Here is a 26,744-nt window from a genome sequence, read left to right on the forward strand (position 1 = left end):
AATCGCTTTTTTCTCGAGAGAACCCTGAAGGATCGATTTTAAGGAAAGGTTGCGTGGAGGTACCGCGATATGGTCAACCGGCAAACAATCGCCGGCATGATTAAGGATCGGTGTGCACGGGGTGTGGTCGCTTCTATCCTGCTACCAGCGCACGAAAAACCGTCCGCCGAGCGCGCCGAGCAAGGTGAGAAGGGCGATCGCGATCGTGTACCAGGTGGCGACGAAAAGCGGCGAATCGTCGAAACAGTGCGCGGCATAGAAGGTCGCCGCCAGCCCGCCGGCGAGCAACCCCGCCACCGCGCCGGCAAGCACCGGCCGTGTCGGCGCGCCATAGCGCAGCATCCACAGGAAGATGGCCAGCGGGCCGATGCCGATCAGCGGGATGAAGCCCATGCAGATCATCATGTTGGAGCCGATCATCCTGGTGCCCCACAACGCCTCCGGCACCATGAAGAGCTCCAGAACCACCGCCACGGCCACCAGCAGAGGGGCTGCGGCCATCCAGGCCACGGCCCTGGCCGTTGAGGCGCCAGGTGTCGACAGCGCCCGGATCAGGCCGAAGGCGGTGACGGCAAGCACGATGGTGAAAACGAATTTGGACAGGAAGCGCATCGTGTGCGCGGCCACCATGAAGTCGGGGCGCGGGCCGATCGTCAGCAGGAAAACGACTGCCGCGATGACAATGGCCGCGCCAGCCGCCAGCCACCAGGCCGAGCGCAGCGGCATCGCCTTGCTGCTTGTATCGGCGTCTAGCGCCTTGATGAGATCCTCGGTCCTCATGTCATTCCCGCCCGGATCGCCCCTGCCCGAATCGCTTGGCTATGGCGGCTAGCCCGCGATGCAACGACACACGCACCGCCGTCTCGCTGATGCCGAACTTCGCTGCCGTCTCGCCGATCGAGCGGCCTTCCACGGATACCGCCGAAACCACTGAACGCTGTCCCGGCGGCAGCCCGTCCAGGGCCCTGTTGATGTCGCGCTCGCTGACGGTTTCGGTTTCCGGTTCGGCGAAGGTCTCCGCAATATCGTCGACATCGATTTCGATGCGCCGACCGCGCCGCCGGAACGCATCGATCAGCTTGAAGCGGGCAATCGCATAGATCCACGGCAGCACCGGCGCGTCCTGGCGCCAGGTATGCCGTTTCACATGAATGGCCAGCAAGGTTTCCTGCACGACATCCTCGGGATCGACTCCGCCCTGCACGATCTTGCGCCGGACAAAGCCGCGCACCAGCGCGGCAATCCGGTGCAGAAAGTCGGCATAGGCCTTTTCATCTCCGGCGATCGCGGCCCGCAACAGCCGGGAAAGCTCGGCCTCGTCCTTGCCGCTCACAAGAGTTCACTCCCCCGATTTTCGTGCCTCGGCACTGATTTGTTACGTGGCCGGCGAAATAATGTCCAAGCCAAACTGCGGGCAAATCACGAAAGTTTGCGGGTCCTGGAGGCTCAGCCTCAGGCCGGACGACCTCATGGGCCTTGCTCGTACGTCTTGCGGAAACCGTCGGTCCGGGATGCCATCACATGGAATTGTCCGCCTCGCGCCGCTCTTTGTGCCTCAGCGACCGATTGAAGCAGGCCAACAATGTTGACTATTCGTGTCATGTATCGATAGGTGCGGCGTGCCAAGACCAACGAAAGCGAGGATGACGCCATGAGATACACCCTTTCCGCCCTTGTCGGCGCCACCGCACTTGCAATCGGCCTGGCCGCCGGCCCGGCGAGGGCCGAGGATGCCGGCATCATCGTCTACAACGCCCAGCACGAAAGCCTGGGCAAGGAATGGGCCGAAGGTTTCACCAAGGAGACCGGCATCAAGGTCACGCTGCGCAATGGCGGCGACAGCGATTTCTCCAACCAGATCGTCGCCGAAGGGGCCGCCTCGCCCGCCGACGTGTTCCTGACGGAGAATTCGCCCGCCATGGTGCTGGTCGAGAATGCCGGCCTGTTCGCGCCCGTCGGTGCCGACACGCTGGCACAGGTGCCGCAGGACTATCAGGCGGCCAGCGGCAAATGGGTGGGCGTGGCCGCGCGCAGCACTGTCTTTGCCTACAACACGACCAAGCTCAAGACCGAGCAGTTGCCCAAGTCGCTGCTCGACCTCGCCGATCCGAGCTGGAAGGGCCGCTGGGCGGCCTCGCCGTCGGGCGCCGATTTCCAGGCCATCGTCAGCGCGCTGCTGCAGCTCAAGGGCGAGGCCGCCACGGCAGACTGGCTGAAAGCGATGAAGGAGAACTTCACCGCCTATAAGGGCAACAGCACGGTGATGAAGGCGGTCAACGCCGGCGAGATCGAAGGCGGGGTGATCTACCACTATTACTACTTCGGCGATCAGGCCAAGACCGGCGAGAACAGCAAGAACGTCGCACTGCACTATTTCAAGAACCAGGATCCAGGCGCCTTCGTCTCGGTCTCGGGCGGCGGCGTGCTCGCCTCGAGCAAGCATCAGAAGGAAGCCCAGGCCTTCCTGAAATGGGTGACCGGCAAGGGCGGCCAGGATGTGCTGAAGAACGGAAACTCCTTCGAATACGCCGTCGGCAAGGGTGCCGAGTCCAACCCGAAGCTCGTTCCGCTGGCCGACCTGCAGGCACCGAAAGTCGACGCCACGACGCTGAACTCCAAGAAGGTCACCGACCTGATGACGGCAGCCGGCTTGCTTTAGTTGCCGTTCGTCCTAATAAGGACAAACCGACCGTGCTCCCGCGGGAATCCACCTTCCGCGGGAGCGTTTTGTTTTCGAGATGGCATTCGTCGATGACGACACGCTGCGTTCCTGACCTCCGACCGTGGTCCCTCGATTGCCGGCACGCCGCCGCAACCGTCGGGCGTCCGAGCTGATGCAGTCCGCCGTAGATCTCGGGCGCGCCGGCTTGCCGTCGAAGATGCGCCGAATGCCGCATCGGCGGGCGGCACGCTGGCTTGTCTCCGCCGCCGTCTTCGTCGCGCTGTTCGCCCTTTTGCCGCTTGCCTTCATCGTCTGGATCGCGGTGCAGACCGGCTGGGAGACCGTGTCGGCGCTGGTCTTCAGGCCGCGCGTCGGGGAACTGCTGGTCAACACCACGCTGCTGGTGCTGCTGACCGTGCCGATCGCCATCATACTGTCTGTCGCGCTGGCCTGGCTGACCGAGCGCAGCGACCTGCCCGGCGCCAGGCTGTGGGCCTGGCTGTGCGTGGCGCCGCTCGCTATCCCCGCTTTCGTGCACTCCTATGCCTGGATCACCATGGTGCCTGGCCTGCATGGCCTGTGGGCCGGCGTGCTGGTGTCCGTGATCGCCTATTTTCCCTTCCTCTATCTGCCCATATCGGCAGCGCTGCGCCGTCTCGATCCGGCCCTGGAGGACGCGGCAGCCGCCCTTGGCCTTGGGCCATCGCGCGTCTTCTGGCGTGTCGTGATGCCGCAACTCAGGCTTGCCATCTGCGGCGGCTCGCTGCTGGTCGGACTGCATCTGCTGGCCGAATACGGCCTCTATGTCTTCATCCGCTTCGACACCTTCACCACGGCGATCGTCGACCAGTTTCAATCGACCTTCAACGGACCGGCCGCCAACATGCTGGCAGGCGTGCTGGTGACCTGCTGCTTCGTGCTTCTGGGCCTCGAAGTGCTGGTGCGCGGCGAGGAGCGTTATGCCCGTGTCGGCGCCGGCGCGGCGCGTTCCCAGCAGCGCACGAACCTCGGCCGCGCCACCATGCCGAGCCTGCTCTTGCTGGTCGCCACCACGCTGCTGGCGCTCGGCGTGCCGTTCGTGACCATCGGCCGCTGGCTCATCGCCGGCGGCGCCGAGGTCTGGCGTCTCGACGAGATTGGCCTGGCGCTCGGCCAGACGCTGTTCCTGTCGCTTGCCGGGGCACTGCTTGCCACTGTCGCCGCCATGCCGATGGCCTGGATCTCGATCCGCGCCCCAGGGCCGCTGCAGCGCCTGCTGGAAGGTTGCAACTACATCGTCGGATCGCTACCGGGTGTCGTCATTGCGCTGGCGCTGGTCACCATCACCGTGAGCATTGCGCTTCCGCTCTATCAGACCCTGTTCACCATCCTGGTCGCCTATGCCCTCATGTTCCTGCCGCGCGCCCTGGTCAGCCTGCGCGCCTCGATCGCCCAGGCGCCGGTCGAGCTCGAGCGCGCCGCGTCCAGCCTCGGCAGGCGTCCGCTCAACGCGCTGTGGTCGACGACCATCCGCCTGTCGGCCCCTGGTGCCGCGGCCGGCATGGCGCTGGTGGCGCTCGGCATCATGAACGAACTGACCGCGACCCAGATGCTGGCACCGAACGGCACCCGCACGCTGGCGATGGCATTCTGGTCCTACAGCAGCGAGATCGACTACGCCTCGGCGGCCCCCTACGCCTTCATCATGGTGGCGATGTCGCTGCCCCTGACCTGGCTGCTCTATGTCCAGTCGAAACGGATGGCCGGACGATGAGCTTTCTCGAAATCCGCGGTTTGCACAAGCATTACGGCCCGGTCGCCGCATTGGCCGGTGTCGACCTCGATGTCGCCAGTGGCAGCCGCACCGCGATCGTCGGCCCCTCCGGCTGCGGCAAGACCACTTTGCTGCGGCTGATCGCCGGCTTCGAGGCACCGGACCAGGGCCGCATCGTGCTCGGTGGCGAGGTGCTGGCCAATGGCGGCGCCGCCGTCCCGGCGCATCGCCGCGGCATCGGCGTGGTGGCGCAGGACGGCGCCCTGTTCCCGCATCTGACCATCGGCGACAATATCGGTTTCGGCATGGGCCGCGGCGATGACAAACGCGCCGAGCGCATCGTCGAGTTGGCCTACATCGTCGGGCTCGACAAGGCGATCCTCAAGCGCCGCCCGCACGAGCTTTCCGGCGGCCAGCAGCAGCGCGTGGCGCTCGCCCGCGCCATGGCGATGAAGCCGCGGCTGATGCTGCTCGACGAGCCGTTCTCGGCGCTCGACACCGGCTTGCGCGCCTCGATGCGCAAGGCCGTGGCCGAACTTCTGGAGGCGGCCGGCATCACCACCATCCTGGTGACCCACGACCAGGCCGAAGCACTGTCCTTCGCTGCCCAGGTGGCGGTGATGCGCGATGGAAAATTCTCGCAGGTCGGCACGCCTCGCGATCTCTACCTCAAGCCGAAGGACAGGATGATCGCCGAATTCCTCGGCGACGCCATCATCCTGCCGGCGAGCATTTCGGGCGGCTTCGCCAACTCGCCGCTCGGCCGCATCGCCGTCGATACCAATGACAGCCGCGATGTCGCCCGCATCATGCTGCGGCCGGAGCAGATCGGGCTGAAACGCACGTCGCGCGAAGGCATGTCGGGCACCCCAGACATGCTGTTCGGCGAAGTGACGGAATCGGAATTCGCCGGCTCGACATGCATGATCGCGGTGCGGCTCCTGAACAATGCCGATCCCCCGGACGCCGCCGCCATCGGCAACACGCCGCTGATCCTGCGCAAATCCGGCATGGACGCACCGACGGTCGGTGAGATCGTCCGGCTCACCGTGTCGGGAAAGGCGCATGTGTTCGTCTAAAGCGCGTCGCGTTGAAATGGATTCATGCGACGCGCTTTAGGTCTCTGCTTTATGCATGTCGTTCTCCCAAAACCGAGGTCACTTTTGGGCGACATGCATTAGGCGACCGAAGCCCGGCGCGCGGTTCATGCCGTGATGCGTTCGCCGGTTTCGGCTGAATAGATCGGCCAGCGCTCGAGAAAATCACAGCCATGCACGACAACCCTCTCGTTGGCGCTGTCGACAAGGATGACGGCGTAGGCGGGCGGCGCCTGCTCGACAATTTCGCTCGACCGGTCAAGCGCAAGTTCGAACCTTGCGTGCAGGCCGCGCTGCGCCGAGAACGGAATTCCGGCGACGGTGCCGGCGATGTCGCGATGGACATGACCGAAGAAGATGTGGCGGACATCGCCATGGCGCTTCAGCAGGCCGAGCAACCGCTCGGGCTGCTCGAGCGCCAGCGGATCGAGCTGCGGCAGGCCGAGCGCGACCGGCGGATGGTGCAGGAAGATGTAGGCGGGCCTGCCGGCTGATCGGTTCAGGCGGGCTTCGAGCCAGGCAAGCCGCTTGTCGCACAATTCGCCTCCGATGCGCCCTTCCGCCAGGCAGTCGAGGAACAGCAGCACTTCGTTGCCGGTGTCATGGACCGACTGCACGAAGCCATTCTCGTCGACCGGATTTTCCGGGAACGCCGCGATGAGATTGGCCCGCCGGTCATGGTTGCCGGGCAGCAGCCTGTACGGCACCGACAGCGTGTTCAGGGCAGCCCGCAGATCCGCGTAACTCTCCGGCGCGCCGCTCTCGGTCAGGTCGCCGGTGAAGACGCAAAGGGCGGCGTCGGCGTGATGCGCATTGATATGCGCGATGCAGAACGCCAGCCTTTGATGCAGGTCCGCGCCATAGCGGCGCTCGCCTTGCCGGCCAAGATGCACATCGGTGACCTGGATGATTTTCATCACGCTTTCAGAGCGCCGGCTCGGCTACGGACGCCTTGAAGACATCGAGGCGGGCTCCCGTCTCCGACGAGAAGAAATGCATGTCTTCAGTCGAAATCTTCAGGCCGACCTGGCTGCCGGGCTCGGGATGGACCGCCTCCGACGTCATCACCGAAAACGGTGCGCCGTCGAGATCGACATAGATGACCCGCCCCGCCCCCAGTTCCTCGACCAGATCGACGGTGGCGTTGAGCGCGCCGGCCGTGCCGGGCGCCACCAGCCGGACGGCCTCCGGCCGGATGCCCATCGCGACCTTCGCGCCGACCGGCAGGCCGGTGCGTGCCATGGCCAGGCGCCGGCTGCCGCCAAGCAGCGACAGCCCGTCGAGCTCGACCGTGCCTTCCAGAATGTTCATGGCCGGCGCGCCGACGAAGCTGGCGACGAAGCGGCTGGCCGGACGGGTATAGATTTCACCCGGCGTGCCGACCTGCTCGACGCGTCCGCCATTCATCACCACCAACCGGTCGGCCAGCGTCATCGCCTCGACCTGATCGTGGGTGACGAAGACGGAGGTGGCGTTCAGCCGGCGATGCAGCTTGCGGATTTCCGAGCGCATCTGCACGCGCAGCTTGGCATCGAGATTGGACAGCGGCTCGTCGAACAGGAACACCTTCGGCTCGCGGATCATGGCGCGGCCCATGGCGACGCGCTGCCTCTGCCCGCCGGAAAGCGCCATCGGCTTGCGGTCGAGCAGATGTTCGAGCTCCAGCGTGCGGGCGACCGCCTGGATGCGTTGCTGGCGCTCGGCCGAGGGAACGCCGGCGACCTTGAGCGAATAGCCGATGTTCTGCGAAACACTCATGTGCGGATAGAGCGCGTAGTTCTGGAACACCATCGCGCAGCCGCGCTCGCGCGGTTCCAGCCTGTTGACCACCGTGCCGTCGATCGCGATCTCGCCGGCGGAAATCTCCTCCAGCCCGGCGATCATCCTGAGCAGCGTGGACTTGCCGCAGCCGGACGGTCCCAGGATGACGACGAATTCGCCCGAGGCGAAGTCGAGGTCGACGCCGTGCACGACCTGCGTCTTGGCGTAGTTCTTCTTGACGCCGCGTATTGTGATGGAGGCCATTTTTGTCTCCTTATTTCTCGGTGGCGATCAGGCCGCGCACGAACCAGCGCTGCATCAGCACCACGACGATCAGCGGCGGCAGCATGACGATCAGCGTCCCGGCCATGGCGATGTGCCATTCCGGAATGCCGCCGACATTGGGGATCAGCTGTTTGAGCTCGGTCACCGCCATCGCATGCGACTGGTCGGTGGTGATGAGCAGCGGCCACAGATACTGGTTCCAGGCCCACAGGAACATGATGGTGCCGAGCGCCGCCATGTTGTTGCGCGACAGCGGCAGCAAGATATCGATGAAGAAGCGCAGCGCGCCGGCGCCGTCCATGCGCGCGGCCTCGGTCAGTTCGTCCGGTACGGTCAGGAAGAACTGCCGGTAGAGGAAGGTGCCGGTCGCGGTGGCAACCAGCGGCAGTATCAGGCCGCTGTAGGAATTGAGCAGTCCGAGGCTGAGCTGGACCTGCACGCCCGAGACTTTTTCGATCAGCCAGGAAATGCCGGTCAGGTCCAGGATCGCCTGGTACGGCTCGAGCACGTTGGCGACCACGGCGTAGGTCGGCACGATGCGCACTTCGAGCGGCAGCATCAGTGTGATGAAAATCAGCCAGAAGATCAGCATGCGGCCGGGATAGCGGAAGTAGACGATCGAGAAGGCAGTGAGCGCCGAGACGATCACTTTGCCGGCGGCGACGCCGGTCGCCATGATGAAGCTGTTGAGCAGCTTGGGACCGAGATCGGCGGTCGTCCAGGCGGTCTTGATGTTGACCCAGAAGTCGCTGCCCGGCAGCAGCGACATCGGCACATCGTTGACATCCTTGAGGTTGTGCGACGCCGCGATCACCACGACCACGAACGGCGCAATGCAAAAGATGAAGCCGATGAACAGGATCAGATGCGTGAAGAAATTGAGGAACGGGGTGCGCTCGACCATATCCATCTCACCTGTAGTGCACGCGCCGCTCGATGAAGCGGAACTGGAAGATGGTGAGCACGATGATGAGCAGCATGAGTATGATGCTCTGCGCGGCGGCGCCTGAATAATCGAGGCCTTTGAAGCCGTCGGAATAAATCTTGTAGACCATCAGATTGGTCGCATTCGCCGGACCGCCAGCGGTCATGATGTCGACGATGCCGAAGGAGTCCTGAAAACTCTCGGTGATGTTGATGACCAGCAGGAAGAAGATGGTCGGCGTGATCAGCGGAAACTGCACGTCCCAGAAACGCCTGATGACACCGGAACCGTCCATCGCCGCGGCCTCGATCAGCGAACGCGGGATGGCCTGGAACGCCGCCAGGAAGAAGATGAAGTTGTAGCCGACATATTTCCACGAGAAGGCGACGATGATCGAGGCCATGGCGTCGGCGCCGTCGAGGCCGGGATCCCAGAAGCCGGGCCAGACCCGGTTGACCACGGCCATGAAGCCAGCCTCCGGCGCCAGGATGAAGCGGAACGCCATCGCCAGCGCGGGCGCGGCGATGCCGTAGGGCCAGATCAGCACCACGCGATAGAGACGCGAGCCGGCCAGCTGCCGGTCGGTCAAGGCGGCGAGCACAAGCGCGATGAACATTGCGAGACCGGTACTGATGCCGGCGAAGACAAGGCTGGCGGTGATCGAGTTCCAGTAGTCGGCGTTGGACAGGATCGAGCGGAAATTGTCGAGCCCGACCCAGATGTTGCCGCCGCCCCAGGGCTGTTGCAGCGTCAGCGACCAGTACACGGCCTGGCCGGCCGGCCAGTAGAAGAACGTGAAGATCAGGAGGAGCTGCGGCACCGCGAAAAGGATGCCGATCGTCCATTTGCCGAAAGTGACGCGTTTTTCCATCGATCCGCCGATGCCGTTGAACCGTCAGCCCGCTTCTTGGGCAAGACTAGATATGAAATGGCCGCCCGTCGAATCTCGACGGACGGCCGTTCCGCAATCGGAGGTCAGGGCAGGGTCTTGCCCGGATAGGTCTGCTGGAAGCGTTCGAGGATGGCGTCGCCGTTCTTGACCAGAGTGTCGAGGCCTTCCTGGACGCTGACCTTGTTGGCGAAGATCGCCTGCATCTGCGTGCCGAACTCGGCGCGGATCTGGGTGAAGTTGCCCAGCCGGATGCCGCGGGTGATTTCGGTCGGCTCGGACGCCGTCAGGCTGGCGATGGCGACTTCACGGCCCTTGTAGGGCGCCTTGTCGTAGAAGCCCTGGCCCTTCATGTAGTCGAAGCCAGACTTGGTCACCGGGATGTAGCCGGTGTTGGTCGACCAGAACAGCGCGGTCTTGGGGTCGTGGATGAAGTTCAGGAAGGCGGCAGCGCCCTTGTACTCGGCGTCCGACTTGCCGGAGAGCACCCACAGCGAAGCGCCGCCGACGAGCGAATTCTTGCGCTCGGTGCCGGCATAGACCGGCAATTCGGCGACATCCCACTTGATGCCTTCCTTCTGGGTCCTGCCGACCGTGCCGTGGTCGCCGACCGAGGTCAGGATCACCTGGCAGGTACCCGAGGCGAAGGCCTGGACCATATCCTGGCCGAGATCCTTGGACTTGATCTTGATCAGGCCGGCGTCATACCACTTCTTGAGATCGGTGACGTACTGGACGAACTTGGTCTTGTTGACTTCCAGACGCGCGTCGAGACCGTCATAACCATTGTTCTTGGTGGCGATCGGCTGGTTGTGGAGCGCCGAGAACTGCTCCATCAGCTGCCAGCTTTCATTGGCAGAGATGTTGATCGCCATCGGGCACTCGTAGCCGGCGTCCTTCAACGCCTTGAGGTCGGCGCCGACATCTTCCCAGGTCTTGGGTGCTTCGGTCTTGCCGATCTTGGCGAAGGCGTCCTTGTTCCAGTACATCAGCGGGGTCGAGGAATTGAACGGGAAGGACAGCATCTCGCCCTTCGACGTGGCGTAGTAGCGCGCGATGCCTGGGAAATAGTCGGCATAGTCGATCTTGTAGCCGTTTTCTTCCATCAGCTTGTCGGCGGGCTTGTAGGCGCCCGACAGCATCATGGTGGCGGTGCCGACATCGTAGACCTGGACGACGGCCGGCTGCTTGCCGGCGCGGAAGGCCGCGATGGTGTTCTGCAGCGTGGCGTCATAATTGCCCTGGCTGGTGCAGACGACTTCGTAGTCCTTCTGCGAGGCGTTGAAGTTCTTGCACAGCGTGTCGACGACACGGGCAAGGTCGCCCGAAAGACCGAACCAGAAGTCGAATTTTACCGGTTCCGCAGAGGCAGGCATTGCCAGCGCGGTGCTGAGCGCACCAGCGGCAAGGGCAGCAAAGCCCCGCTTGATCATGGTCATGGTTTTTCCCTCTTGAGTGGCTGGTGACAAGGGTCTTGCGCAAGTCCTTGCCCGCTCTCTTAGAGAAGGTATGTGACAGTTCTGTTGTGGCTCCCCGGCCTTTGCACAGCTGCCCGTTCCTCTCCCTCGGCGGCTTGGCCGGCATTAAAACGCGCCGGCGTTTTAGGTAGCTAGGGCGACTGTCGAAGACGTAAAGACCGCATCGGCCGCCATGATTATCCGGCTAAGGCGACAATGATATCCAGGTGCGGCAGCGGGCGTAAATGCGCCGGGGAAGCACGCCAGGGCTACTATCTCGGCAAACCGGCGCCCATCGAGGCGTTCGACGACCTGACCGGCCACGGCAAGCGCACTCCGGCGCGCACAGACCATCGGGATGGCAGTCTCGTATTGCTCAAGCCAAGCGTGCGCTCGGCTTGATCGCTCACGATCCGAGCGCCGTGTCGATCAGCCGCCTGGCGTCAGGCCCCGACCATTCAGCCGGGCCGTTCATATGCGCGATCAGGCAGCCTTCGCCGTCGATCAGCATGGTGGCGGGAAGGCCGAGCGCCAGGCCGCGTGCCTTGAGGTCGTTGAACAGGGCCACCGTCGAATCCCGGTAATAGCCCAGCGCTTCGACACCTGTTTCCTTGAGGAATTTCTTCGGCTTCACATCGTCGCCGGCATCGACATTGACGGCGACCACCTGAAAGCTGTCGCTGCCCTTCTCCTTCTGCAGCGCATCGAGCGCCGGCATTTCGGCACGGCAAGGCGCGCACCATGTCGCCCAGAGGTTGAGCAGCACCGTCTTGCCGGCATGGTCGGCGATCGTCATCGGCTTGCCGTCCGGGCCATTGAAGGCGAGGCTTTTCATCGACTGCGGCGGATCGGCGGGCAACAGGGCCGCGACCTGGCCGGTGGCGGCGGCCGCGATCTTCTTGGCGCGGTCGCTCTTGGCGGCGCAGGCGACGTCATCCTTGCTGCCGCCGACCGCCACCTGGGCCGGTGCATTGTTGCCAGACCGGCTCTCGCTGACATATACCGCGACCGCGCCGGCCAGCGCTCCCGCCACCAAAGCGGCGAGGATCAGGCGCGGGGCCGGGAAAAATCTGTTTCCGTCTGCCATTTTCTCAAACTGCTCCGAAGCACGGGTTTTATAGCGATGAGCGACAAGAAGACCAGCAACCAGATGTGGGGCGGACGATTTGCCTCGGGTCCGGCCGCGATCATGGAAGCGATCAACGCGTCGATCTCGTTCGACCGCAAACTCTACGCACAGGACATACGCGGCTCGATCGCCCACAGCGAGATGCTGGCGCAAACGGGCATTATTTCGGCGGCCGATCAAGAAAAAATCGCTCACGGGCTGAACACGATCCTGAAAGAGATCGAGGCCGGCCGCTTCGAGTTTTCGACGAAGCTCGAAGACATCCACATGAATGTCGAGGCCCGTCTCGCCGACCTGATCGGCCCGGCCGCCGGCCGCCTGCACACCGCGCGCTCACGCAACGACCAGGTGGCGGTGGATCTGAGGCTCTGGGTCAAGGACGAGTGCTTCCGCGTCGCCGAGGCGCTGAAGGGCCTGATCGCGGCGCTGCTGGAGCGGGCCGGGGAGCACGCGGCGACCGTGATGCCGGGCTTCACCCATATGCAGGCGGCGCAGCCGGTGACCTTCGGCCACCACTGCATGGCCTATGTCGAGATGTTTGCACGCGACCTGTCGCGCGTGCGCGATGCGATCGAACGCATGGACGAGAGCCCGCTCGGTGCCGCCGCCCTTGCCGGCACCAGCTTCCCGATCGACCGCCACAGAACCGCCAGGGCGCTCGGTTTCCGCGAGCCGATGCGCAATTCGCTGGACAGCGTTTCCGATCGCGATTTCGCGCTGGAGTTCCTCGCCATGGCGGCGGTCTGCGCCACGCATCTGTCGCGGCTGGCCGAGGAGATCATCATCTGGTCGACGCCGCAATTCGGCTTCATCAGGCTGTCGGACAGTTTTTCCACCGGCTCCTCGATCATGCCGCAGAAGAAGAACCCCGACGCCGCCGAACTGGTGCGTGGCAAGACCGGCCGCGTCAACGGCCATCTGGTCGGCCTGCTGACGGTGATGAAGGGCATGCCTTTGACCTATGGCAAGGACATGCAGGAAGACAAGGAATCGGTCTTCGACGCCGCCGAGACGCTCGACCTGATGCTGGCGGCGATGACCGGCATGGTCTCCGACATGACGGTCAAGGCGGCGGCGATGAAGAAGGCCGCCGGCTCCGGCCACGCGACCGCGACCGACCTCGCCGACTGGCTGGTGCGCACGCTGGGCCTGCCGTTCCGTGAGGCGCATCACGTCACCGGCCGTGCGGTGGCGCTGGCCGAGGAGAAGAAGGTAAGCCTGGAAAAGCTTTCGCTGGAGGATCTGCAGTCGATCAATCCCGGCATCACATCGGATATCTTCTCGGTGCTGGCGGTGCAGAATTCGGTCAAGAGCCGCACCAGTTTCGGCGGCACCGCGCCGTCGGAAGTGAGGAAGCAGATCCGCTATTGGAAAAAGCGGCTGGTCAAAGCCTGAGGCCGATATTTCGACGGCAATATCCCGGATATTGCAACCGGCAATATCCGGGGTGCAATGCGCCGAGAACTCGGCTAAAAGCGGCGGCTGACAAAACGTTTCGGACGGATGGATCGATGACCGGAAGCAGGATTTTGGTGACGCTGACGCTGCTGGCGGCGATGGCCGCCGTGACCGCCTGCGGCCGCAAGGCCGGTCTCGACACGCCCTATGAGGCGGCCGTCCAGGCGCGCAAGGATGCCGAGAAGGCCAAGCAGCCGCTGCCGCCGGAGCCGGAAAAACCGGTCAAGGACAAGAAGTTCATCCTCGACCCGCTGATCTAGAACCGATCAGGCCGGGTTTGGCTTCCAAGCCCGATCTTATCGTGCTCCAACTTCCGGAATCACTCTCGTGAACCATTTCGACTACCGCGACGGCGTGCTGCATGCCGAGGACGTGGCAATCCCTGATATCGCCGCTCAGGTCGGCACGCCGTTCTACTGCTATTCGACGGCCACGCTGACCAGGCACTACCGCGTCTTTGCCCAGGCTTTTGCCGGCCTCGACGCACTGGTCTGCTACGCCATGAAGGCCAACTCCAACCAGGCTGTGCTGCGCACCCTTGCCAGGCTCGGCGCCGGCGCCGACGTGGTCTCGGAAGGCGAGCTGCGCCGGGCGCTGGCGGCCGGCATCCCGGCAAGCAAGATCCTGTTTTCCGGCGTCGGCAAGACCGCGCGCGAAATGGACCTTGCGCTCGAAGCCGGCATCCTTTGCTTCAACGTTGAATCGGAGCCTGAACTTGAACTGTTGTCGGCGCGAGCCACGGCACTCGGCAAGGTGGCGCCGGTCTCGCTGCGCATCAATCCCGATGTCGACGCCAAGACGCACAAGAAGATTTCCACCGGCAAGGCCGAGAACAAGTTCGGCATCGCCTGGCAGCGCGCGCGGCAGGTCTATGCCCGTGCGGCGACGCTCCCGGGTATCAAGGTCACCGGCATCGACACCCATATCGGCAGCCAGATCACCGAGTTGCAGCCCTTCGACGACGCCTTCGCCCTTTTGGTCGATCTGGTCGGCGCACTGCGCGCCGATGGCCACGCCATCGAGCATGTCGATGTCGGCGGTGGCCTCGGCATCCCTTACCGTGTCGACAACAACCCACCGCCCTTGCCCGACGCCTATGCCCAGATCGTCAGGAAGCATGTCACCAAGCTCGGTCTGAAGGTGATGTTCGAGCCGGGCCGGCTGATCGTTGGCAATGCCGGCATCCTCGTTTCGGAAGTGATCTTCGTGAAGGAAGGCGACGCCAAGAATTTTCTGGTCGTCGACGCCGCCATGAACGATCTGATCCGGCCAACGCTTTACGATGCCTTCCACGACATCAGGCCGGTCGTGCAGCCGCCGGCCGACACGCCGCGCATGATGGTCGACGTGGTCGGCCAGGTCTGCGAGACCGGTGACTATCTCGGCCTCGACCGTGACCTGCCCAGGCTGAAGGCCGGCGATCTCATTGCCGTTTCCACCGCCGGTGCCTATGGCGCGGTGCAGGCAGGCACCTACAACACCCGCCTGCTGGTGCCGGAGGTGCTGGTCGATGGCGACCGGTTCCACATCGTGCGCCCGCGCCTGACCTATGACGATTTGATCGGGCTGGATTCGGTGCCAGACTGGCTGGCATAGAAGCCACAGTCGGCAGCGCTACAGCCGGTTCTGCAGGAGCGTCCTTGTCTCGGCAATCCTGTCTTCGTCACGGCGGTAGAACGTCCATTGCTTGATGCGCTTGGGCCGCAGCAGGCCGGCCTGGGTGAGCACGCGCATATGCTCGGAGAGCGTCGCCTGCGTGATACCGAGCTTCTCGGCGATCAGCAGCGCGCAAACGCCGTCCTCGATCAGATCGCCGTCGGCCTGAGCCGGGAAATGCGCGCGCGGATCCTTCAGCCAGTCGAGGATCTGCAGCCTGCGTTCGTTGGCGATCGCCTTGAAGACATCAACCTCTTGCATTTAGTCATTTTGCCAAGTTACTAATTGCTGTCAATCCCAAGGAGATCGCCATGGCGCAGGGCAACACCGTTACACGCGAGCGCATTGCCGCGATGGAACCGCGCATCCGGCCCTATATCAGGCACACGCCGGTGCTGCGCGTCGACATGGCCGACTTCGACCGGCCGCCGCTGGCGGTAGACCTCAAGCTCGAATGCCTGCAGCATTCCGGTTCGTTCAAGGCGCGCGGCGCCTTCACCAATCTTTTGGAAAGGCCGGTTCCCAAGGCCGGCGTCGTCGCCGCCTCGGGCGGCAACCATGGCGCTGCCGTCGCCTATGCCGCCATGCGGCTCGGCCACAAGGCGACCATCTTCGTTCCCGAAGTGAGCCCGCAGGCCAAGCTGGACCGCATTCGCGGCTATGGCGCCGACCTGGTGGTTGGTGGTGCCCGCTATGCCGAGGCGCTGGCCGCCAGCGAACGTTTCGCGCAGGAGACTGGCGCCTTGCAGATCCATGCCTTCAACCAGGAGGAAACATTGGTCGGACAGGGCACGCTTGGGCTCGAGATCGAGAGCGACCTGCCCGAGATCGACACGCTGTTGGTCGCCGTCGGCGGTGGCGGCCTGATCGGCGGCATCGCCGCCTGGTATGCCGGCCGCATCCGCATCGTCGCCATCGAGCCCGAAGGCGCGCCGACGCTTCATCGCGCCTTCGAGGCCGGCCATCCCGTCGACGCTCCGGCGGAAGGCATCGCCGCCGATTCGCTGGCGCCGAAGCGCGTCGGCGAAATGATGTTCCCGATCGCCGAGGCCTTCGTCGAGCGCTCCATCCTGGTCAGTGATGACGACATCATCGCCGCGCAGAAGGCGCTGTGGCATCGGGTGCGAATCATCTCCGAGCCGGGTGGGGCGGCCGCCTTCGCCGCGATCCTGTCCGGCCGCTACACGCCGGCACCGGGCGAACGCGTCGCCGTGCTGGTCTGTGGCGCCAACGCAAACCCCGCCAATTTCTGATTGCAACCATTTCGGCCGGGTTCACATTTTCTGAGAACGCCTCGCCTTTGCCGTGTTTGCTGGTATTCTTCGAGTCGTGAGGATCGGGCTATCCCGCCTGATTCCAGGAAGGGCCGATGACGCAACGACCCACCTCTAGCGATCGCGGTCTCGCCGGGCGCCTTGCACTCAGCCGGCTGGCGACGCGGGTCTCGATGATGGTCGAGCGCGGCTGGCCGCTGCTGCTGCCGCTGATCCTTATCGCCACCCTGTTCCTGAGCATCTCCTGGTTCGGCGTTTTCTCACGGTTGCCGGATATCGCGCGCATCGGCCTTGTCGCCGCATTCGGCCTGGCAGGGCTGGCGGCGCTCTATCCGCTGCGTTTCTTCCGCCTGCCCGGCGCCGCCGAGGTCGACCGCCGCATCGAGGCCGCCAACGAATTGCTGCACAGCCCGGTGCTGGTGCAGGCCGACCGGCCAAGCGGCCGCGAAAGCAGCTTCTCGCAGGCGCTGTGGCGTGAACACCAGAAGCGCATGGCCGCCAGGCTCGACAGCCTTGGCGCCGACCTGCCGCGCACCCGCGTGCCGGAGCGCGATCCTTGGGGGCTGCGCGCCGTGGCCGCGCTGCTGCTCGTCACCGCCTTTGCCTTCTCCTTCGGGCCGACAGGCGGCAGGATAGCCGACGGCTTCAGCACCCACGGCGCGCACGATGCCGTGCCGCCACGCATCGATGCCTGGGTGACGCCGCCTGCTTATACCGGCAAGCCGCCAATCTTCCTGACCGCCGACGCCAACCAGGCAACGCCGACGTTTCATGTGCCCGAGGGCAGCGATGTCTCCCTGCGCGTCACCGGAGGCTCGGGCGAGGAAACGCTCGCCTATGCCGACAAGGATGGCAATGCGCGCACCATCGACCCTGCCGGACCACAGGCGGCCAGCGCCAATTCAGCCGCGAGCCCGGCGGCGCCGACCCCCGCATTCCCGTCGAAGGTGCGCCAGTTCATCGGCAAGCTGACCGGCGACGGCACGCTGACGCTGAAATCGGGCGAGGATCAGCTCGGCCGCTGGGCCTTCGCCGTGATCGAGGACAAACCGCCACAGATCCGCTTCGTCGGCGAGCCCAAGCGCGCCGCCAACGGCGCCTTCGAACTCAACTACCAGATCGACGACGACTATGGCGCCGCCAACGCCAAGGCGGTCTTCGCGCTGGTCGACCCGCAGGTGCCGGGCGCGCATCCGCTCTACGGCCCGCCCGAAATGCCGTTGGCGCTGCCGCGCCGCGGCGGCAAGTCCAATGCCGCCAAGACCACCAAGGACATGACCGAGCATGTCTGGGCCGGCAGCAGCATCAAGCTGACGCTGGTCGCCACCGACGACGCCGGCCACACCGCGTCGAGCGAGACCAGGACGCTGGTGATGCCGGAGCGGCCTTTCTCCAACCCGCTGGCGCGGGCTGTAATCGAACAGCGCCGCCTGCTGGCCCTCGACGCCAATGCCAAGCCGCACGTGCTCGACCTGATCGACGCCATCACGCTGCGGCCGGAGGACACGTTCGACAACATGTCTCACTACCTTGCCATCATGAGCGCGCGCAGCCGGCTGAAACTGGCCGGCAACGACGATCAGCTGCGCGGCGAGGTCGCCTATCTCTGGGAAATCGCGCTCGGCATCGAGGAGGGCAACCTCTCGGCCGCCGAGAAGCGGTTGCGCCAGGCGCAGCAGGCGCTGCAGGACGCCATCAAGAACGGCGCCAGCGATGCCGAAATCGAGAAGGCGATGAAGGAACTGCGCGAGGCGATGAACCAGTTCCTGCAGGAATTCGCCGAACGCGCCAAGCAGAACCCGAATGCGCCGCAAATGCAGCAGAACGGCCAGGAACTGCGCCAGAGCGACATCGACCGGATGATGGACCAGATCGAGAACCTGGCGAAGTCGGGCGACCGCGACAAGGCGCAGCAATTGCTGTCGCAGTTGCAGGACATGATGAACAATCTCCAGGCCGGCCGTCAGCCGCAGGGCGGCGAGCAGGACAGCCAGATGCGCCAGCAGATGGACAAGCTTGGCGAGATCCTGCGACGCCAGCAGGAGATGATGAACGACACTTTCCGCATGGACCAGATGCAGCGTGGCGAGCGCCAGCGCGGGCAGAACCGCGATGAGCAGCTTGGCCAGGGCGGTGGCGAGGACCAGGACAAGCCAGGCGCCGGCGAGGACCGCGATCCGCTGGCCAGGCAAAAACCGATGACGCCGCAGGAATTCGCCGATGCACTGAAGCAGTTGCAGGAAGGCCAGGGCCAGCTGAAGAGCGATCTCGAGCAGTTGAAGAAGAACCTCGAAGGCATGGGCATGGAGCCCAATGAAGGATTTGGCGAGGCCGGCAAGTCGATGGGCAGCGCCGAGCAGGCGCTTGGCGAGGGCCAGGGCGACGAGGCCGTCGGCCACCAGGGCCGGGCACTCGAGGCGCTGCGCAAGGGCGCCAAGGACATGATGAAGCAGATGCAGGCCATGCAGGGCGACCAGGGCGGCAGCCAGGAAGGCGGGCGTCAGCAGAATGCCGACCGCGACCCGCTCGGCCGGCCGCGCGCCAGCCAGGGTCCCGACTTCGGCGATTCGGTGAAGGTCCCCGACGAGATCGACGTCCAGCGCGCCCGCCAGATCCTGGAAGCGATCCGCAAGCGGCTCGGCAACGCGCTCAGCCCCGATATCGAGCGCAGCTATCTCGAACGGCTGCTCGAGCTGAAATAGGGACCGCCCCCACACCCGCCCGTCCCCCTCGAACGGTTGCAACACCATGCCGAAGCTCGGTACCGTCACGCCCATCCTGCGCATCTTCGATGTTGCCAAGGCGCATGAATTCTACGTCGGTTTTCTCGGTTTCGAGGTGCAGTTCGAACATCGCTACGATGACAACGCGCCGCTCTACACAGGCGTTTCACGCGACGGCTGTGTCTTGCATCTGAGCGAACATCATGGCGACGGCGCGCCGGGCTCTCACATCCGGATCGAGACGACCGACATTGCGGGGCTCCACCACGAGTTGACCGAAAGAAAGTACCGCTTCGCCAGGCCGGGGTTGGAGGAGACGCCCTGGAAGACGAAAGAGGTCACGGTCGACGATCCGTTCGGCAACCGCCTGACCTTCTATGAGGATGTGAAAGACTGAGCTTACCGGTTGACGAACGCCTCGCGGATCGCCTCCTGCATGCCGTCGATCGCCTCGCCCGACGCGTTCGGGTTGCGATGCATCACCACATTGGAGGAATCGATGTCGCCGAATCCATCGGCGGAGGTCAATTCGCGGCAGCCGTCCGGGATGTTGCTGCGCGAGATCGGCGCGATCGCCAGCCCTGACGTGACCGCAAGCTTCAGGCCGCCGGTGGTGTCGCTGGTATAGGCGACGCGATAGCCAAGACCGCGCTGCTCCAGCGACTTGATGGCGAAGTCCTTGCACCAGCTGACCCGGTTGTAGAGCGCGATCGGCACCGGTCGTTCCTCGTGCATGTGATGCAGGGTCGACGTCACCCAGACGGTCGGGTCGTGCATCAGCACTTCGCCGCCGGCCGGGTCCTGCCATTCGAACACCACGCAAAGATCTAGTTCGCCGGCGGCGAGCGCCGCCAGCTGCGCCTCCGAATGCGCGTAGCGCACGGTGACCTCGACCTTGGTGTGGCGTTTCGAAAACGCGCTTAGAGCGCGCGACAGGATGGCGTGGCCATATTCCTCCGGAATGCCGATGCGCACCGGTCCGCCGAGCGGCGCTGCCGCCATCGACGCCGCCGTTTCGTCGAGCAGCGAGACGATGCGGCGGGCATTGACGATGAGTTCGCCGCCGCGCCGCGTCAAAGCGACGCCGCGCGAGCCGCGCTCGAACAGGCTGTCGCCGACCAGCTCCTCGAGCTTCTTCATCTGCATCGATACGGCCGACTGGGTGCGCCCGGCCTGCTCAGCCGCACGGGTGAAATTGCCGGTTTCGGCGATGGCGACGAAGGTGCGCAGGAGATCGCTGTCGAGGGTTGGACGCATGCTATCCATCATAAGCAGATTTGATTGCAGGCATCATTCCAATTCGTTTGCAACATGTCAAACACCGGACGATAGTTGCCTTACCCATTGGATATGCGGCTGCGAAATCGGCCGCGGACCAATCAAAGAGTCCTCACTCGTACCCGCTGCCCGAAACGGTGGCGGGTTCTTTTTGATCTGGAGGCGGGCTGCTTCGGATCGTACGCGCAGGAGCCGGAACGCAGATGCAGAATAGGATGGTGCGCGGCATCCTGAGCCTGTGCCTGGGCGTGCTGGTGTTCTCGCTGCAGGACCCGCTCGTCAAGGCCGTGTCGAGCGGCTATCCGGTGACCGAGGTGATGGCGATCCGGTCGATCGTCGCCCTGCCGATCCTGATCATTCTCGTCCATGCCGATGTCGGGCTGTCGGCAATCCTGTCGAAGCGGTTCGGCTTGCTGACAATCCGCGCCTTCATCCAGTTCACCTCCTACACGGTCTATTATCTGGCCATCGCCGCGCTGCCGCTGGCCGACGCGGTGGCGCTCTATTTCATGGCGCCGCTGTTCATCATGGCGCTGGCCGGACCCTATCTCGGCGAACGCGTCTCCTGGCGGACGCTGGCGACGGTGCTCATCGGCATGCTTGGCGTCATCGTGATGGTGCGCCCCGGCGCCGGCCTGTTCGACTGGGCGGCACTGCTGTCGCTCGGCTCGGCGGCGCTCTACGGCTTCTCGCAACTGATGGCGCGCAAGATCGGCGATACCGAATCGTCCACCGTCATGGCCTTCTACCAGAACGGCGCCTATCTCATCGGCGCCGCCGTGGTTGCCGGCACGTTCCATCTCGCCGGCATAAGTCACGCCGTCCACCCCAGCGTCGAATTCCTGGTGCGGCCCTGGATATGGCCGACGCTGCCGGATTTCCTCAAGATGGCCGCCTGCGGTTTCGTCGCCTCCGCCGGCATGATCCTCCTGTCGCAGGGCTACAGGCTGGCGCCGGCCAACCGGGTAGCGACCTTCGAATACACCGGCATTCTGTGGTCGCCGCTCTGGGGTTTCCTGTTCTTCGCCGAGGTGCCGCGGTCGACGACCGTGATCGGCGCGGCGCTGATCATCGGCGCCGGTCTGCTCGCGCTCAACACTGGGCGGCGCAAGAGCGCGGCGCCCGTGCTTGCCGCCGTCGATCCGGCCTGATCAGGCGAAGCAGATCAGCGCCCGCTCGACGCGCGAGCGGATTTCGGCCAGCGTGAACGGCTTCTGCACGACATCGAGGATGATGCCGTTCAACTCCTCGGCGCGCTCGCGCTGGTCGGCATAACCGGTCATCAGCATGATCTTCATCGCCGGAAAAAGGGCGGCCGCAGCGATCGCCATCTCGATGCCGTCCATCTCGGGCATGCGGATGTCGGAGACGACAAGATCGTAACCACCATGCGCGGCGCGTATCAGCGCCAAGCCTTGAGCGCCGTCGGCGGCGATATCGATTGCGTGGCCTGCGCGTTCAAGCGCGCGGGCAGCGAGGGTGCGGACGGACTCATCGTCCTCGACGATCAAAAGCTTTGCCATGGCCGGCAATTTGGCCGCGAAAAGTTGACTTTTCCTGAAAGGACCCAGCCTCCGACCGGGCTAATTTTTCCGGCACCGTTAAGGCCTTTTTCAGAACTTGTCGGCGCAAGGCAGTGGCCTCACGCATCGCCTTTCACAACACCCACGAACGGCAATTCACGGAAGGCGTGCGCGACATCCATGCCGTAACCGACGACGAAATAATCGGGGCAGTCGAAGCCGACATAGTCGGCGACGAGCGCGGTCTGGCGGCGCATGCGCTTGTCGAGCAGCACGGCGATGGAACAGCTTTTCGCGCCGCGCGACAGCATCAGGTCGCGGGTGAAGGTCAGTGTCTTGCCCGATTCCAGAATGTCGTCGATCAGCAGCACGTCGCGGCCGGCGACCTCATTGTCGATGTCGCGCAGCACCCTCACCTCGCCACTGGTGGTGCCGGCGCCATAGCTGGAAATGAAGATGAACTCGACCTCCGGCGACAGGCCGACATCGTGCATGGCGCGGATCAGGTCGGCGGCGAAGATGAACGAGCCCTTCAGCACCGAAATCACCAGGAGATCATGATAGTCGTGCCCGGCGATCTCCTTGGCGAGTTCGAGATTGCGCCGCGCGATCGCCGACGCCGAAAACAGGACTTCGATGTCCTTGTCGCGTACGATTGGCATTTTTCGCCCCTCAAGTTTTTTGCCCAAACGCCTTCACACCGAGCGTGTGTTGAGATTCAGGTCAGGCCGAGTCGAAAACGGTGGTTTCCGAGAACCGGAGCGGAGCGTACTTAAGTACGTGAGCACCGGAAGCGCAGGGAACCGCCGTTTGCAGGCCGGCCTCACCTGAATATCGACACACGCTATTCAGCGAAAGTAACCAAAACGGTCCTTACGCCGTTCTTAGGCACGTCGAGCCGGCTGGCAAAGCCGAATCTTTCGCCCGATGCCAGCGAATGGCCGGATGTCCCCAACGTATAGCGGGTTACGCGCCCATCATTGCCGGTCACGCGGATTTCGAGCGACGGCATTGTCGCAGGCCCCGCCCCGTCATTGGCGGCCTCGCCATCGACGAACAGAACCGGATTGGCGCCCGAGGCGTCGACACGCGAGGTGACGCCTGAAATGGTCAGCGCCGAGGCTTGCGCGCCGGTCAGGAACGGCGCCTGGCGCACCAGCGCATGTCCGCCGGAGACCCAGAAAGCGGCCAAGGCGGCACCGACGCCGGCGATCCAGAAGATCGGCCCGCCGCGCGCGGCCGGCGGCCGTTCCGCCGGCGCTTCCGGCTTGCGCAGCATGTCCATGCCCTCGATGGACGGCGTGGCAATCAGGCGCGGCGGTGAAACGCTTTCCACGGCGGGGACAAAGCGCGGCATCACTTCATAGTCGGCATCGACGATATCAGCCGCCGGGCCGCGCACGATCCGCTCCGCCGCGACGATTGCCGGGGGATCGGTCATGATTTCGCCGGAAACCGGGCGCGCGGTTCGTTCGTCAGCCATCATGGCCCCGTTATTGCGCGTGTTCGCTTTTCGTTTCTTTTGCCTAAACAAAAATGGTTAACGCTTCCCCACCGGAGCCCTCGTGACGCGCCGAAACAAGCCAGAAATTAACCGCCGGTTAACCATGCCGGCCGATGGTCTTTTCGCAGAACAGGCAGGCTCAGCACTGCCAGGAATTTCAGGTCGTCGAAATTGATTCGCTTCGAAAATGTCGGCCTCCGCTATGGCATGGGTCCGGAAATCCTCCGCGACATCTCCCTGCACATCCCGGAGCGCTCCTTCCAGTTCCTGAGCGGACCCTCGGGCGCCGGCAAGACGACGTTGCTGCGGCTTCTGTTCATGTCGCTGAAGCCGACGCGCGGGCTGATCACCATTTTCGGCAAGGACCGCTCGCGCATTTCGCGCACCGAACTGCCGCATCTGCGGCGCCGCATCGGCGTGGTGTTCCAGGATTTTCGCCTGCTCGACCACATGACCACCTATGAGAATGTCGCGCTGCCGCTGCGCGTGCGCGGGCGCGAGGAAGCAAGCTACCGCACCGATGTCACGGAGCTGCTGAAATGGGTGGGGCTGGGCGAGCGCATGCATGTGCTGCCGCCGGTCCTGTCGGGCGGCGAGAAGCAGCGCGCCGCCATCGCGCGCGCCCTGATCGAGCAGCCCGAGATCCTGCTCGCGGACGAACCGACCGGCAACGTCGATCCGCCGCTGGCGCGGCGGCTGCTGCGGCTCTTCATCGAGCTCAATCGTCTCGGCACCGCCGTGGTGATCGCCACCCATGACCTTGGCCTGATGGAACAGGTCGATGCGCGCCGCATGATCCTGGCCGGCGGAAGGCTGGACATCTATGACTGATCTGTCCGCCGAACACCTCGAAGAGCATGAGCTGGAAGCCGAGGCGGCTGAAGCAAGACCGCGCGCCCAGCGCCGAATGGCGCCGATCGTCCCGGCGCAGAACATCGCCGGCCGGGCGCTCGTCCTAGTCATCGCCATCATGACCTTCCTGTCCTGCCTGACCTTCGGCGCGGTGACGCTGGTGCGCGACACTGCCTCGGTCTGGGAGAACCAGATCTCGCGCGAGGCGACGATCCAGATCAAGCCGGCCGACGGCCTCGACATGGAGGCCGCCCTTGCCCAGGCCTCGCAGATCGCCGGCGAATTCCCCGGCGTGAAGTCGACAAGGATCATCGACCGCGATGCGACCGCCAGGCTGCTGGAGCCATGGCTTGGTTCGGGCCTCAACATCGACGAGCTGCCGGTGCCGCGCCTGATCATCGTCACCATCGATGAGAACAACCCGCCCGACTTCGCCGCCATGCGCGCCGCCATCACGCCGAAACTGCCGAGCGCGTCGCTCGACGATCACCGCACCTGGGTCGACCGGCTGGTGGCCATGGCCCGCACCACGGTGACCATCGGCATTGCCGTGCTGGCGCTGATGCTGTCGGCGACGGTGCTGACCGTGGTGTTCGCGACCCGCGGCGCCATGGCCGGCAATGGCCACATCATCGAGGTGCTGCATTTCGTCGGCGCCGAGGCCGCCTTCATCGCGCGCGAATTCCGCCGGCATTTCCTGGTCACCGGCATGAAGGGCGCGGCCGCCGGAGGTGCTGCGGCGGTGCTGGTTTTCATCGTCTTTTCCTGGTGGTCGTCACGCAATATGGCGACGCCGCAGGCCGACCAGGCGACTGCCCTGTTCGGCAATTTCGCCATTGGGTCGGCGGGCTATCTCGGCGTCGTCCTCATGGTGCTGGTGATCGGCGCGCTGACGGCGGCAACCTCGCATGCCACCGTCGTCGCCTATCTCAGCGACATCGATGTTCGCCAACCAGACGCATGAAAAGCAACTTGCTCTGGCGGAAATCGAAGCAGGGTGATCACGGATGGAGAAACGACGTAACGCAAAGTGCGTCTTTTACCTACCCAAGGCCGCATTTCAGGATTAACCATATGGCCATGGACGTGCGGGATTCGACCGGGACGGTTGGACAGATGCCAGTGGTGGTTGCGCGTCTACGCGACCATAGCGGGATTAGCCGTTTAAAGACCGCAGTGCGGATATCCGCGCTCTCCCTCCTCATTCTCGCAACGCTGTTTGCCGGCGGCTTCGGCTGGTTCGCCAACAAGGTCGCCCATCTCACCACGCCCGCCAATCCGGCCAAGGCCGATGCCATCATCGTGCTGACCGGCGGCCAGTCGCGCCTTGACGCGGCGATGGATCTGCTGGCGTCCGGCAAGGGCGAACGGCTGTTGATCAGCGGCGTGCATCCTTCGGCCAGCCGGCGCCAGCTTCAGGCAGCCACCGGCGGCGACAAGAACCTGTTTTCCTGCTGCGTCGACATCGACCGTGCCGCGCTCGACACGATCGGCAATGCCGAGGAAAGCGCCAAATGGGTCGAGAGCCACGCCTATGGCACGGTGATCCTGGTCACCAACAATTACCACATGCCGCGCAGCCTGCTGGAAATGGGCCGCCTGCTGCATGGCGCCAAGCTGGAACCCTATCCAGTGGTCAATTCCAATCTCGACAATGGCGGCTGGCTGACCAAGCCGCGGGCGTTGCGCGTGCTGTTCACCGAATACACCAAATACCTGCTGGCGCTGGCGCGCGGCATCGTGCCGATGAAACCGACCCCGGACGGCATTGCGCTGGCCGAGACCGCGGCCGGCGGCTGACCCCCCGGCGTTCCATCATCATTCCTTGTCTGTCCCCTTCGACACGGCCTTCAGGCGGCTGACCTCCTGCTCGAGCTGTTGAATGCGCCTGTCCCGCTCCCCAAGCGCTGCCGCCACATCAGCCGCTTCGAAGCGCTGCGGGATGTGTTGCGGGCAATTGGCATCCCAGGCCGAGACGGTGAACAGGATGATCTGCTCGGGACGTGCCTTGTAATCCTGCGGCATCAGCCTCGCCATCAGCTCGGCATCGTTCTCGACGACGCGCGCCGTGCCCCAGATCTTGATGCGCTGGCGCAGCATGTAATCGATCAGGAACAGGAAGGCGCGTGGATTGTCCGCCAGATTGCCTTGCGTGATGAACTGCCTGTTGCCGGCAAAATCCGCGAAGCCGATCGTCTTTTCGTCCAGCACCTTGAGAAAGCCGGCCGGGCCGCCGCGATGCTGGATGTAGGGCTGGCCATCGCCATTGGCCGTCGACAGGAAGACGCTGGTCTGCATCTCAATGAAGGCGGCAAGGTCCGGCGTGATGACAGCCTGCCAGCCACCACGCTCCTCGACGCGGGCGTAGGACTGGCGCGAACCCTTGCGCGCCTGGATCGCCTTGACGGTCGGCGTGAAGGCGACATCGCTGGTGAAAGCATGCGCGTCCATCGAAACCTCCTTGCCTGAAACCGGCTCCCAGCCGACGCAATTCCGGACGGAAAACCGCTTCACACTT

General features: G+C 64.4%; 27 protein-coding genes. 13 read left to right on the forward strand and 14 right to left on the reverse strand.

Annotation, left to right across the window (positions count from 1 at the left end):
• Positions 1-141: 141 nt before the first annotated feature.
• Together CK228_RS11015 and CK228_RS11020 are read right to left on the reverse strand one after the other, a co-directional pair.
• On the reverse strand, positions 142-780 hold the full coding sequence (locus CK228_RS11015) for an NrsF family protein (RefSeq protein WP_095787870.1): 639 nt from the start codon (positions 778-780) through the stop codon (positions 142-144).
• A 1-nt stretch (position 781) separates the two neighbouring features.
• Positions 782-1,333: a sigma-70 family RNA polymerase sigma factor gene (locus CK228_RS11020; RefSeq protein WP_095787871.1), complete on the reverse strand. Its 552-nt coding sequence runs from the start codon at positions 1,331-1,333 to the stop codon at positions 782-784.
• A 318-nt stretch (positions 1,334-1,651) separates the two neighbouring features.
• Between CK228_RS11020 and CK228_RS11025 the strand changes: the two genes are divergently transcribed.
• From CK228_RS11025 to CK228_RS11035, 3 genes are all read left to right on the forward strand, one after another.
• Entirely contained in the window at positions 1,652-2,659 is a 1,008-nt protein-coding gene (locus CK228_RS11025) for an iron ABC transporter substrate-binding protein (RefSeq protein WP_095788037.1), read from the forward strand.
• Between the two features lie 175 nt (positions 2,660-2,834).
• Complete coding sequence (locus tag CK228_RS11030; RefSeq protein ID WP_179295877.1) at positions 2,835-4,415, forward strand: iron ABC transporter permease; 1,581 nt, start codon at positions 2,835-2,837, stop codon at positions 4,413-4,415.
• Complete coding sequence (locus tag CK228_RS11035; protein ID WP_095787873.1) at positions 4,412-5,494, forward strand: ABC transporter ATP-binding protein; 1,083 nt, start codon at positions 4,412-4,414, stop codon at positions 5,492-5,494. The genes CK228_RS11030 and CK228_RS11035 overlap by 4 nt, the downstream gene beginning before the upstream one ends.
• 125 nt (positions 5,495-5,619) lie before the next feature.
• Here CK228_RS11035 and CK228_RS11040 read toward each other — a convergent pair whose 3' ends face one another.
• The 6 genes from CK228_RS11040 to CK228_RS11070 all read right to left on the reverse strand — a co-directional run bounded on the left by CK228_RS11040 (position 5,620) and on the right by CK228_RS11070 (position 11,916).
• Complete coding sequence (locus CK228_RS11040; RefSeq protein ID WP_095788038.1) at positions 5,620-6,429, reverse strand: phosphodiesterase; 810 nt, start codon at positions 6,427-6,429, stop codon at positions 5,620-5,622.
• Between the two features lie 7 nt (positions 6,430-6,436).
• The gene (locus tag CK228_RS11045) at positions 6,437-7,537 is read right to left on the reverse strand and encodes a sn-glycerol-3-phosphate import ATP-binding protein UgpC (protein WP_095787874.1); all 1,101 of its coding nucleotides are present in this window, start codon (positions 7,535-7,537) and stop codon (positions 6,437-6,439) included.
• A gap of 10 nt (positions 7,538-7,547) precedes the next feature.
• Positions 7,548-8,462 carry an ABC transporter permease subunit gene (locus CK228_RS11050; protein WP_095772370.1) on the reverse strand — a complete coding sequence of 305 codons (915 nt, stop codon included), beginning with the start codon at positions 8,460-8,462 and terminating at the stop codon, positions 7,548-7,550.
• Positions 8,463-8,469: 7 nt separating this feature from the next.
• Entirely contained in the window at positions 8,470-9,354 is an 885-nt protein-coding gene (locus CK228_RS11055) for a sugar ABC transporter permease (protein ID WP_095787875.1), read from the reverse strand.
• A 104-nt stretch (positions 9,355-9,458) separates the two neighbouring features.
• Complete coding sequence (locus CK228_RS11060) at positions 9,459-10,811, reverse strand: extracellular solute-binding protein (RefSeq protein ID WP_095787876.1); 1,353 nt, start codon at positions 10,809-10,811, stop codon at positions 9,459-9,461.
• 424 nt (positions 10,812-11,235) lie between these two features.
• Positions 11,236-11,916: a TlpA disulfide reductase family protein gene (locus CK228_RS11070; protein ID WP_095772272.1), complete on the reverse strand. Its 681-nt coding sequence runs from the start codon at positions 11,914-11,916 to the stop codon at positions 11,236-11,238.
• A gap of 36 nt (positions 11,917-11,952) precedes the next feature.
• Between CK228_RS11070 and argH the strand changes: the two genes are divergently transcribed.
• From argH to lysA, 3 genes are all read left to right on the forward strand, one after another.
• On the forward strand, positions 11,953-13,353 hold the full coding sequence (argH, locus tag CK228_RS11075; protein WP_095787877.1) for an argininosuccinate lyase: 1,401 nt from the start codon (positions 11,953-11,955) through the stop codon (positions 13,351-13,353).
• Between the two features lie 116 nt (positions 13,354-13,469).
• Positions 13,470-13,676, forward strand: a complete 207-nt coding sequence (locus tag CK228_RS11080) for a hypothetical protein (protein WP_019861402.1) — start codon at positions 13,470-13,472, stop codon at positions 13,674-13,676.
• Positions 13,677-13,743: 67 nt separating this feature from the next.
• Positions 13,744-15,012: a diaminopimelate decarboxylase gene (gene lysA / locus CK228_RS11085; RefSeq protein ID WP_095772270.1), complete on the forward strand. Its 1,269-nt coding sequence runs from the start codon at positions 13,744-13,746 to the stop codon at positions 15,010-15,012.
• A gap of 18 nt (positions 15,013-15,030) precedes the next feature.
• On the opposite strand, the gene CK228_RS11090 is transcribed toward lysA, so the two are convergent.
• Positions 15,031-15,333 carry a metalloregulator ArsR/SmtB family transcription factor gene (locus CK228_RS11090; protein WP_095787878.1) on the reverse strand — a complete coding sequence of 101 codons (303 nt, stop codon included), beginning with the start codon at positions 15,331-15,333 and terminating at the stop codon, positions 15,031-15,033.
• A gap of 50 nt (positions 15,334-15,383) precedes the next feature.
• Between CK228_RS11090 and CK228_RS11095 the strand changes: the two genes are divergently transcribed.
• The 3 genes from CK228_RS11095 to CK228_RS11105 all read left to right on the forward strand — a co-directional run bounded on the left by CK228_RS11095 (position 15,384) and on the right by CK228_RS11105 (position 19,466).
• A complete protein-coding gene (locus CK228_RS11095) occupies positions 15,384-16,325 on the forward strand; it encodes a threonine/serine dehydratase (protein WP_095787879.1) in 942 nt (313 codons plus the stop codon).
• Positions 16,326-16,441: 116 nt separating this feature from the next.
• Positions 16,442-19,048 (forward strand): TIGR02302 family protein, encoded by a 2,607-nt coding sequence (locus CK228_RS11100; protein WP_095787880.1) that lies wholly within the window; start codon positions 16,442-16,444, stop codon positions 19,046-19,048.
• 46 nt (positions 19,049-19,094) lie between these two features.
• Positions 19,095-19,466 carry a glyoxalase superfamily protein gene (locus CK228_RS11105; protein ID WP_095772266.1) on the forward strand — a complete coding sequence of 124 codons (372 nt, stop codon included), beginning with the start codon at positions 19,095-19,097 and terminating at the stop codon, positions 19,464-19,466.
• A 2-nt stretch (positions 19,467-19,468) separates the two neighbouring features.
• On the opposite strand, the gene CK228_RS11110 is transcribed toward CK228_RS11105, so the two are convergent.
• Positions 19,469-20,326: a LysR substrate-binding domain-containing protein gene (locus CK228_RS11110; RefSeq protein WP_095788039.1), complete on the reverse strand. Its 858-nt coding sequence runs from the start codon at positions 20,324-20,326 to the stop codon at positions 19,469-19,471.
• A gap of 224 nt (positions 20,327-20,550) precedes the next feature.
• Between CK228_RS11110 and CK228_RS11115 the strand changes: the two genes are divergently transcribed.
• A complete protein-coding gene (locus CK228_RS11115) occupies positions 20,551-21,498 on the forward strand; it encodes a DMT family transporter (protein WP_095787881.1) in 948 nt (315 codons plus the stop codon).
• Here the strand turns inward: CK228_RS11115 and CK228_RS11120 are convergent, their stop codons facing one another.
• The 3 genes from CK228_RS11120 to CK228_RS11130 all read right to left on the reverse strand — a co-directional run bounded on the left by CK228_RS11120 (position 21,499) and on the right by CK228_RS11130 (position 23,356).
• On the reverse strand, positions 21,499-21,870 hold the full coding sequence (locus CK228_RS11120; protein WP_010911735.1) for a response regulator: 372 nt from the start codon (positions 21,868-21,870) through the stop codon (positions 21,499-21,501).
• Between the two features lie 119 nt (positions 21,871-21,989).
• Complete coding sequence (hpt, locus tag CK228_RS11125; RefSeq protein ID WP_010911737.1) at positions 21,990-22,532, reverse strand: hypoxanthine phosphoribosyltransferase; 543 nt, start codon at positions 22,530-22,532, stop codon at positions 21,990-21,992.
• 182 nt (positions 22,533-22,714) lie between these two features.
• Positions 22,715-23,356, reverse strand: coding sequence for a hypothetical protein (locus tag CK228_RS11130; protein WP_095787882.1), 642 nt, complete (start codon positions 23,354-23,356; stop codon positions 22,715-22,717).
• Between the two features lie 189 nt (positions 23,357-23,545).
• Between CK228_RS11130 and ftsE the strand changes: the two genes are divergently transcribed.
• The 3 genes from ftsE (at position 23,546) to CK228_RS11145 (ending at position 26,026) form a co-directional block, all read left to right on the forward strand.
• A complete protein-coding gene (gene ftsE, locus CK228_RS11135) occupies positions 23,546-24,205 on the forward strand; it encodes a cell division ATP-binding protein FtsE (RefSeq protein WP_010911739.1) in 660 nt (219 codons plus the stop codon).
• On the forward strand, positions 24,198-25,190 hold the full coding sequence (locus CK228_RS11140; protein WP_095787883.1) for an ABC transporter permease: 993 nt from the start codon (positions 24,198-24,200) through the stop codon (positions 25,188-25,190). Before ftsE ends, CK228_RS11140 begins: the two co-directional genes overlap by 8 nt.
• A 110-nt stretch (positions 25,191-25,300) precedes the next feature.
• A complete protein-coding gene (locus CK228_RS11145) occupies positions 25,301-26,026 on the forward strand; it encodes a YdcF family protein (protein ID WP_095787884.1) in 726 nt (241 codons plus the stop codon).
• Between the two features lie 18 nt (positions 26,027-26,044).
• On the opposite strand, the gene CK228_RS11150 is transcribed toward CK228_RS11145, so the two are convergent.
• The gene (locus CK228_RS11150) at positions 26,045-26,677 is read right to left on the reverse strand and encodes a pyridoxamine 5'-phosphate oxidase family protein (RefSeq protein WP_095787885.1); all 633 of its coding nucleotides are present in this window, start codon (positions 26,675-26,677) and stop codon (positions 26,045-26,047) included.
• Positions 26,678-26,744: the final 67 nt, after the last annotated feature.

This window comes from Mesorhizobium sp. WSM4312 (assembly GCF_002294875.1).
Classification (GTDB): domain Bacteria; phylum Pseudomonadota; class Alphaproteobacteria; order Rhizobiales; family Rhizobiaceae; genus Mesorhizobium.

What these genes read in the sequence shown, in the direction of transcription:
- CK228_RS11105 (WP_095772266.1), top strand. Translation starts at nt 19,095, where the DNA reads ATGCCGAAGCTCGGTACCGTCACGCCCATCCTGCGCATCTTCGATGTT.
- CK228_RS11095 (WP_095787879.1), top strand. Translation starts at nt 15,384, where the DNA reads ATGGCGCAGGGCAACACCGTTACACGCGAGCGCATTGCCGCGATGGAA.
- CK228_RS11110 (WP_095788039.1), bottom strand. Translation starts at nt 20,326, where the DNA reads ATGCGTCCAACCCTCGACAGCGATCTCCTGCGCACCTTCGTCGCCATC.
- CK228_RS11055 (WP_095787875.1), bottom strand. Translation starts at nt 9,354, where the DNA reads ATGGAAAAACGCGTCACTTTCGGCAAATGGACGATCGGCATCCTTTTC.
- CK228_RS11120 (WP_010911735.1), bottom strand. Translation starts at nt 21,870, where the DNA reads ATGGCAAAGCTTTTGATCGTCGAGGACGATGAGTCCGTCCGCACCCTC.
- CK228_RS11015 (WP_095787870.1), bottom strand. Translation starts at nt 780, where the DNA reads ATGAGGACCGAGGATCTCATCAAGGCGCTAGACGCCGATACAAGCAGC.
- CK228_RS11040 (WP_095788038.1), bottom strand. Translation starts at nt 6,429, where the DNA reads ATGAAAATCATCCAGGTCACCGATGTGCATCTTGGCCGGCAAGGCGAG.
- CK228_RS11090 (WP_095787878.1), bottom strand. Translation starts at nt 15,333, where the DNA reads ATGCAAGAGGTTGATGTCTTCAAGGCGATCGCCAACGAACGCAGGCTG.
- argH (WP_095787877.1), top strand. Translation starts at nt 11,953, where the DNA reads ATGAGCGACAAGAAGACCAGCAACCAGATGTGGGGCGGACGATTTGCC.
- CK228_RS11070 (WP_095772272.1), bottom strand. Translation starts at nt 11,916, where the DNA reads ATGGCAGACGGAAACAGATTTTTCCCGGCCCCGCGCCTGATCCTCGCC.
- CK228_RS11080 (WP_019861402.1), top strand. Translation starts at nt 13,470, where the DNA reads ATGACCGGAAGCAGGATTTTGGTGACGCTGACGCTGCTGGCGGCGATG.
- CK228_RS11030 (WP_179295877.1), top strand. Translation starts at nt 2,835, where the DNA reads ATGCAGTCCGCCGTAGATCTCGGGCGCGCCGGCTTGCCGTCGAAGATG.
- CK228_RS11035 (WP_095787873.1), top strand. Translation starts at nt 4,412, where the DNA reads ATGAGCTTTCTCGAAATCCGCGGTTTGCACAAGCATTACGGCCCGGTC.
- hpt (WP_010911737.1), bottom strand. Translation starts at nt 22,532, where the DNA reads ATGCCAATCGTACGCGACAAGGACATCGAAGTCCTGTTTTCGGCGTCG.
- CK228_RS11140 (WP_095787883.1), top strand. Translation starts at nt 24,198, where the DNA reads ATGACTGATCTGTCCGCCGAACACCTCGAAGAGCATGAGCTGGAAGCC.
- CK228_RS11130 (WP_095787882.1), bottom strand. Translation starts at nt 23,356, where the DNA reads ATGATGGCTGACGAACGAACCGCGCGCCCGGTTTCCGGCGAAATCATG.
- CK228_RS11060 (WP_095787876.1), bottom strand. Translation starts at nt 10,811, where the DNA reads ATGACCATGATCAAGCGGGGCTTTGCTGCCCTTGCCGCTGGTGCGCTC.
- CK228_RS11050 (WP_095772370.1), bottom strand. Translation starts at nt 8,462, where the DNA reads ATGGTCGAGCGCACCCCGTTCCTCAATTTCTTCACGCATCTGATCCTG.
- CK228_RS11115 (WP_095787881.1), top strand. Translation starts at nt 20,551, where the DNA reads ATGCAGAATAGGATGGTGCGCGGCATCCTGAGCCTGTGCCTGGGCGTG.
- CK228_RS11100 (WP_095787880.1), top strand. Translation starts at nt 16,442, where the DNA reads ATGACGCAACGACCCACCTCTAGCGATCGCGGTCTCGCCGGGCGCCTT.
- CK228_RS11045 (WP_095787874.1), bottom strand. Translation starts at nt 7,537, where the DNA reads ATGGCCTCCATCACAATACGCGGCGTCAAGAAGAACTACGCCAAGACG.
- CK228_RS11150 (WP_095787885.1), bottom strand. Translation starts at nt 26,677, where the DNA reads ATGGACGCGCATGCTTTCACCAGCGATGTCGCCTTCACGCCGACCGTC.
- CK228_RS11145 (WP_095787884.1), top strand. Translation starts at nt 25,301, where the DNA reads ATGGCCATGGACGTGCGGGATTCGACCGGGACGGTTGGACAGATGCCA.
- CK228_RS11025 (WP_095788037.1), top strand. Translation starts at nt 1,652, where the DNA reads ATGAGATACACCCTTTCCGCCCTTGTCGGCGCCACCGCACTTGCAATC.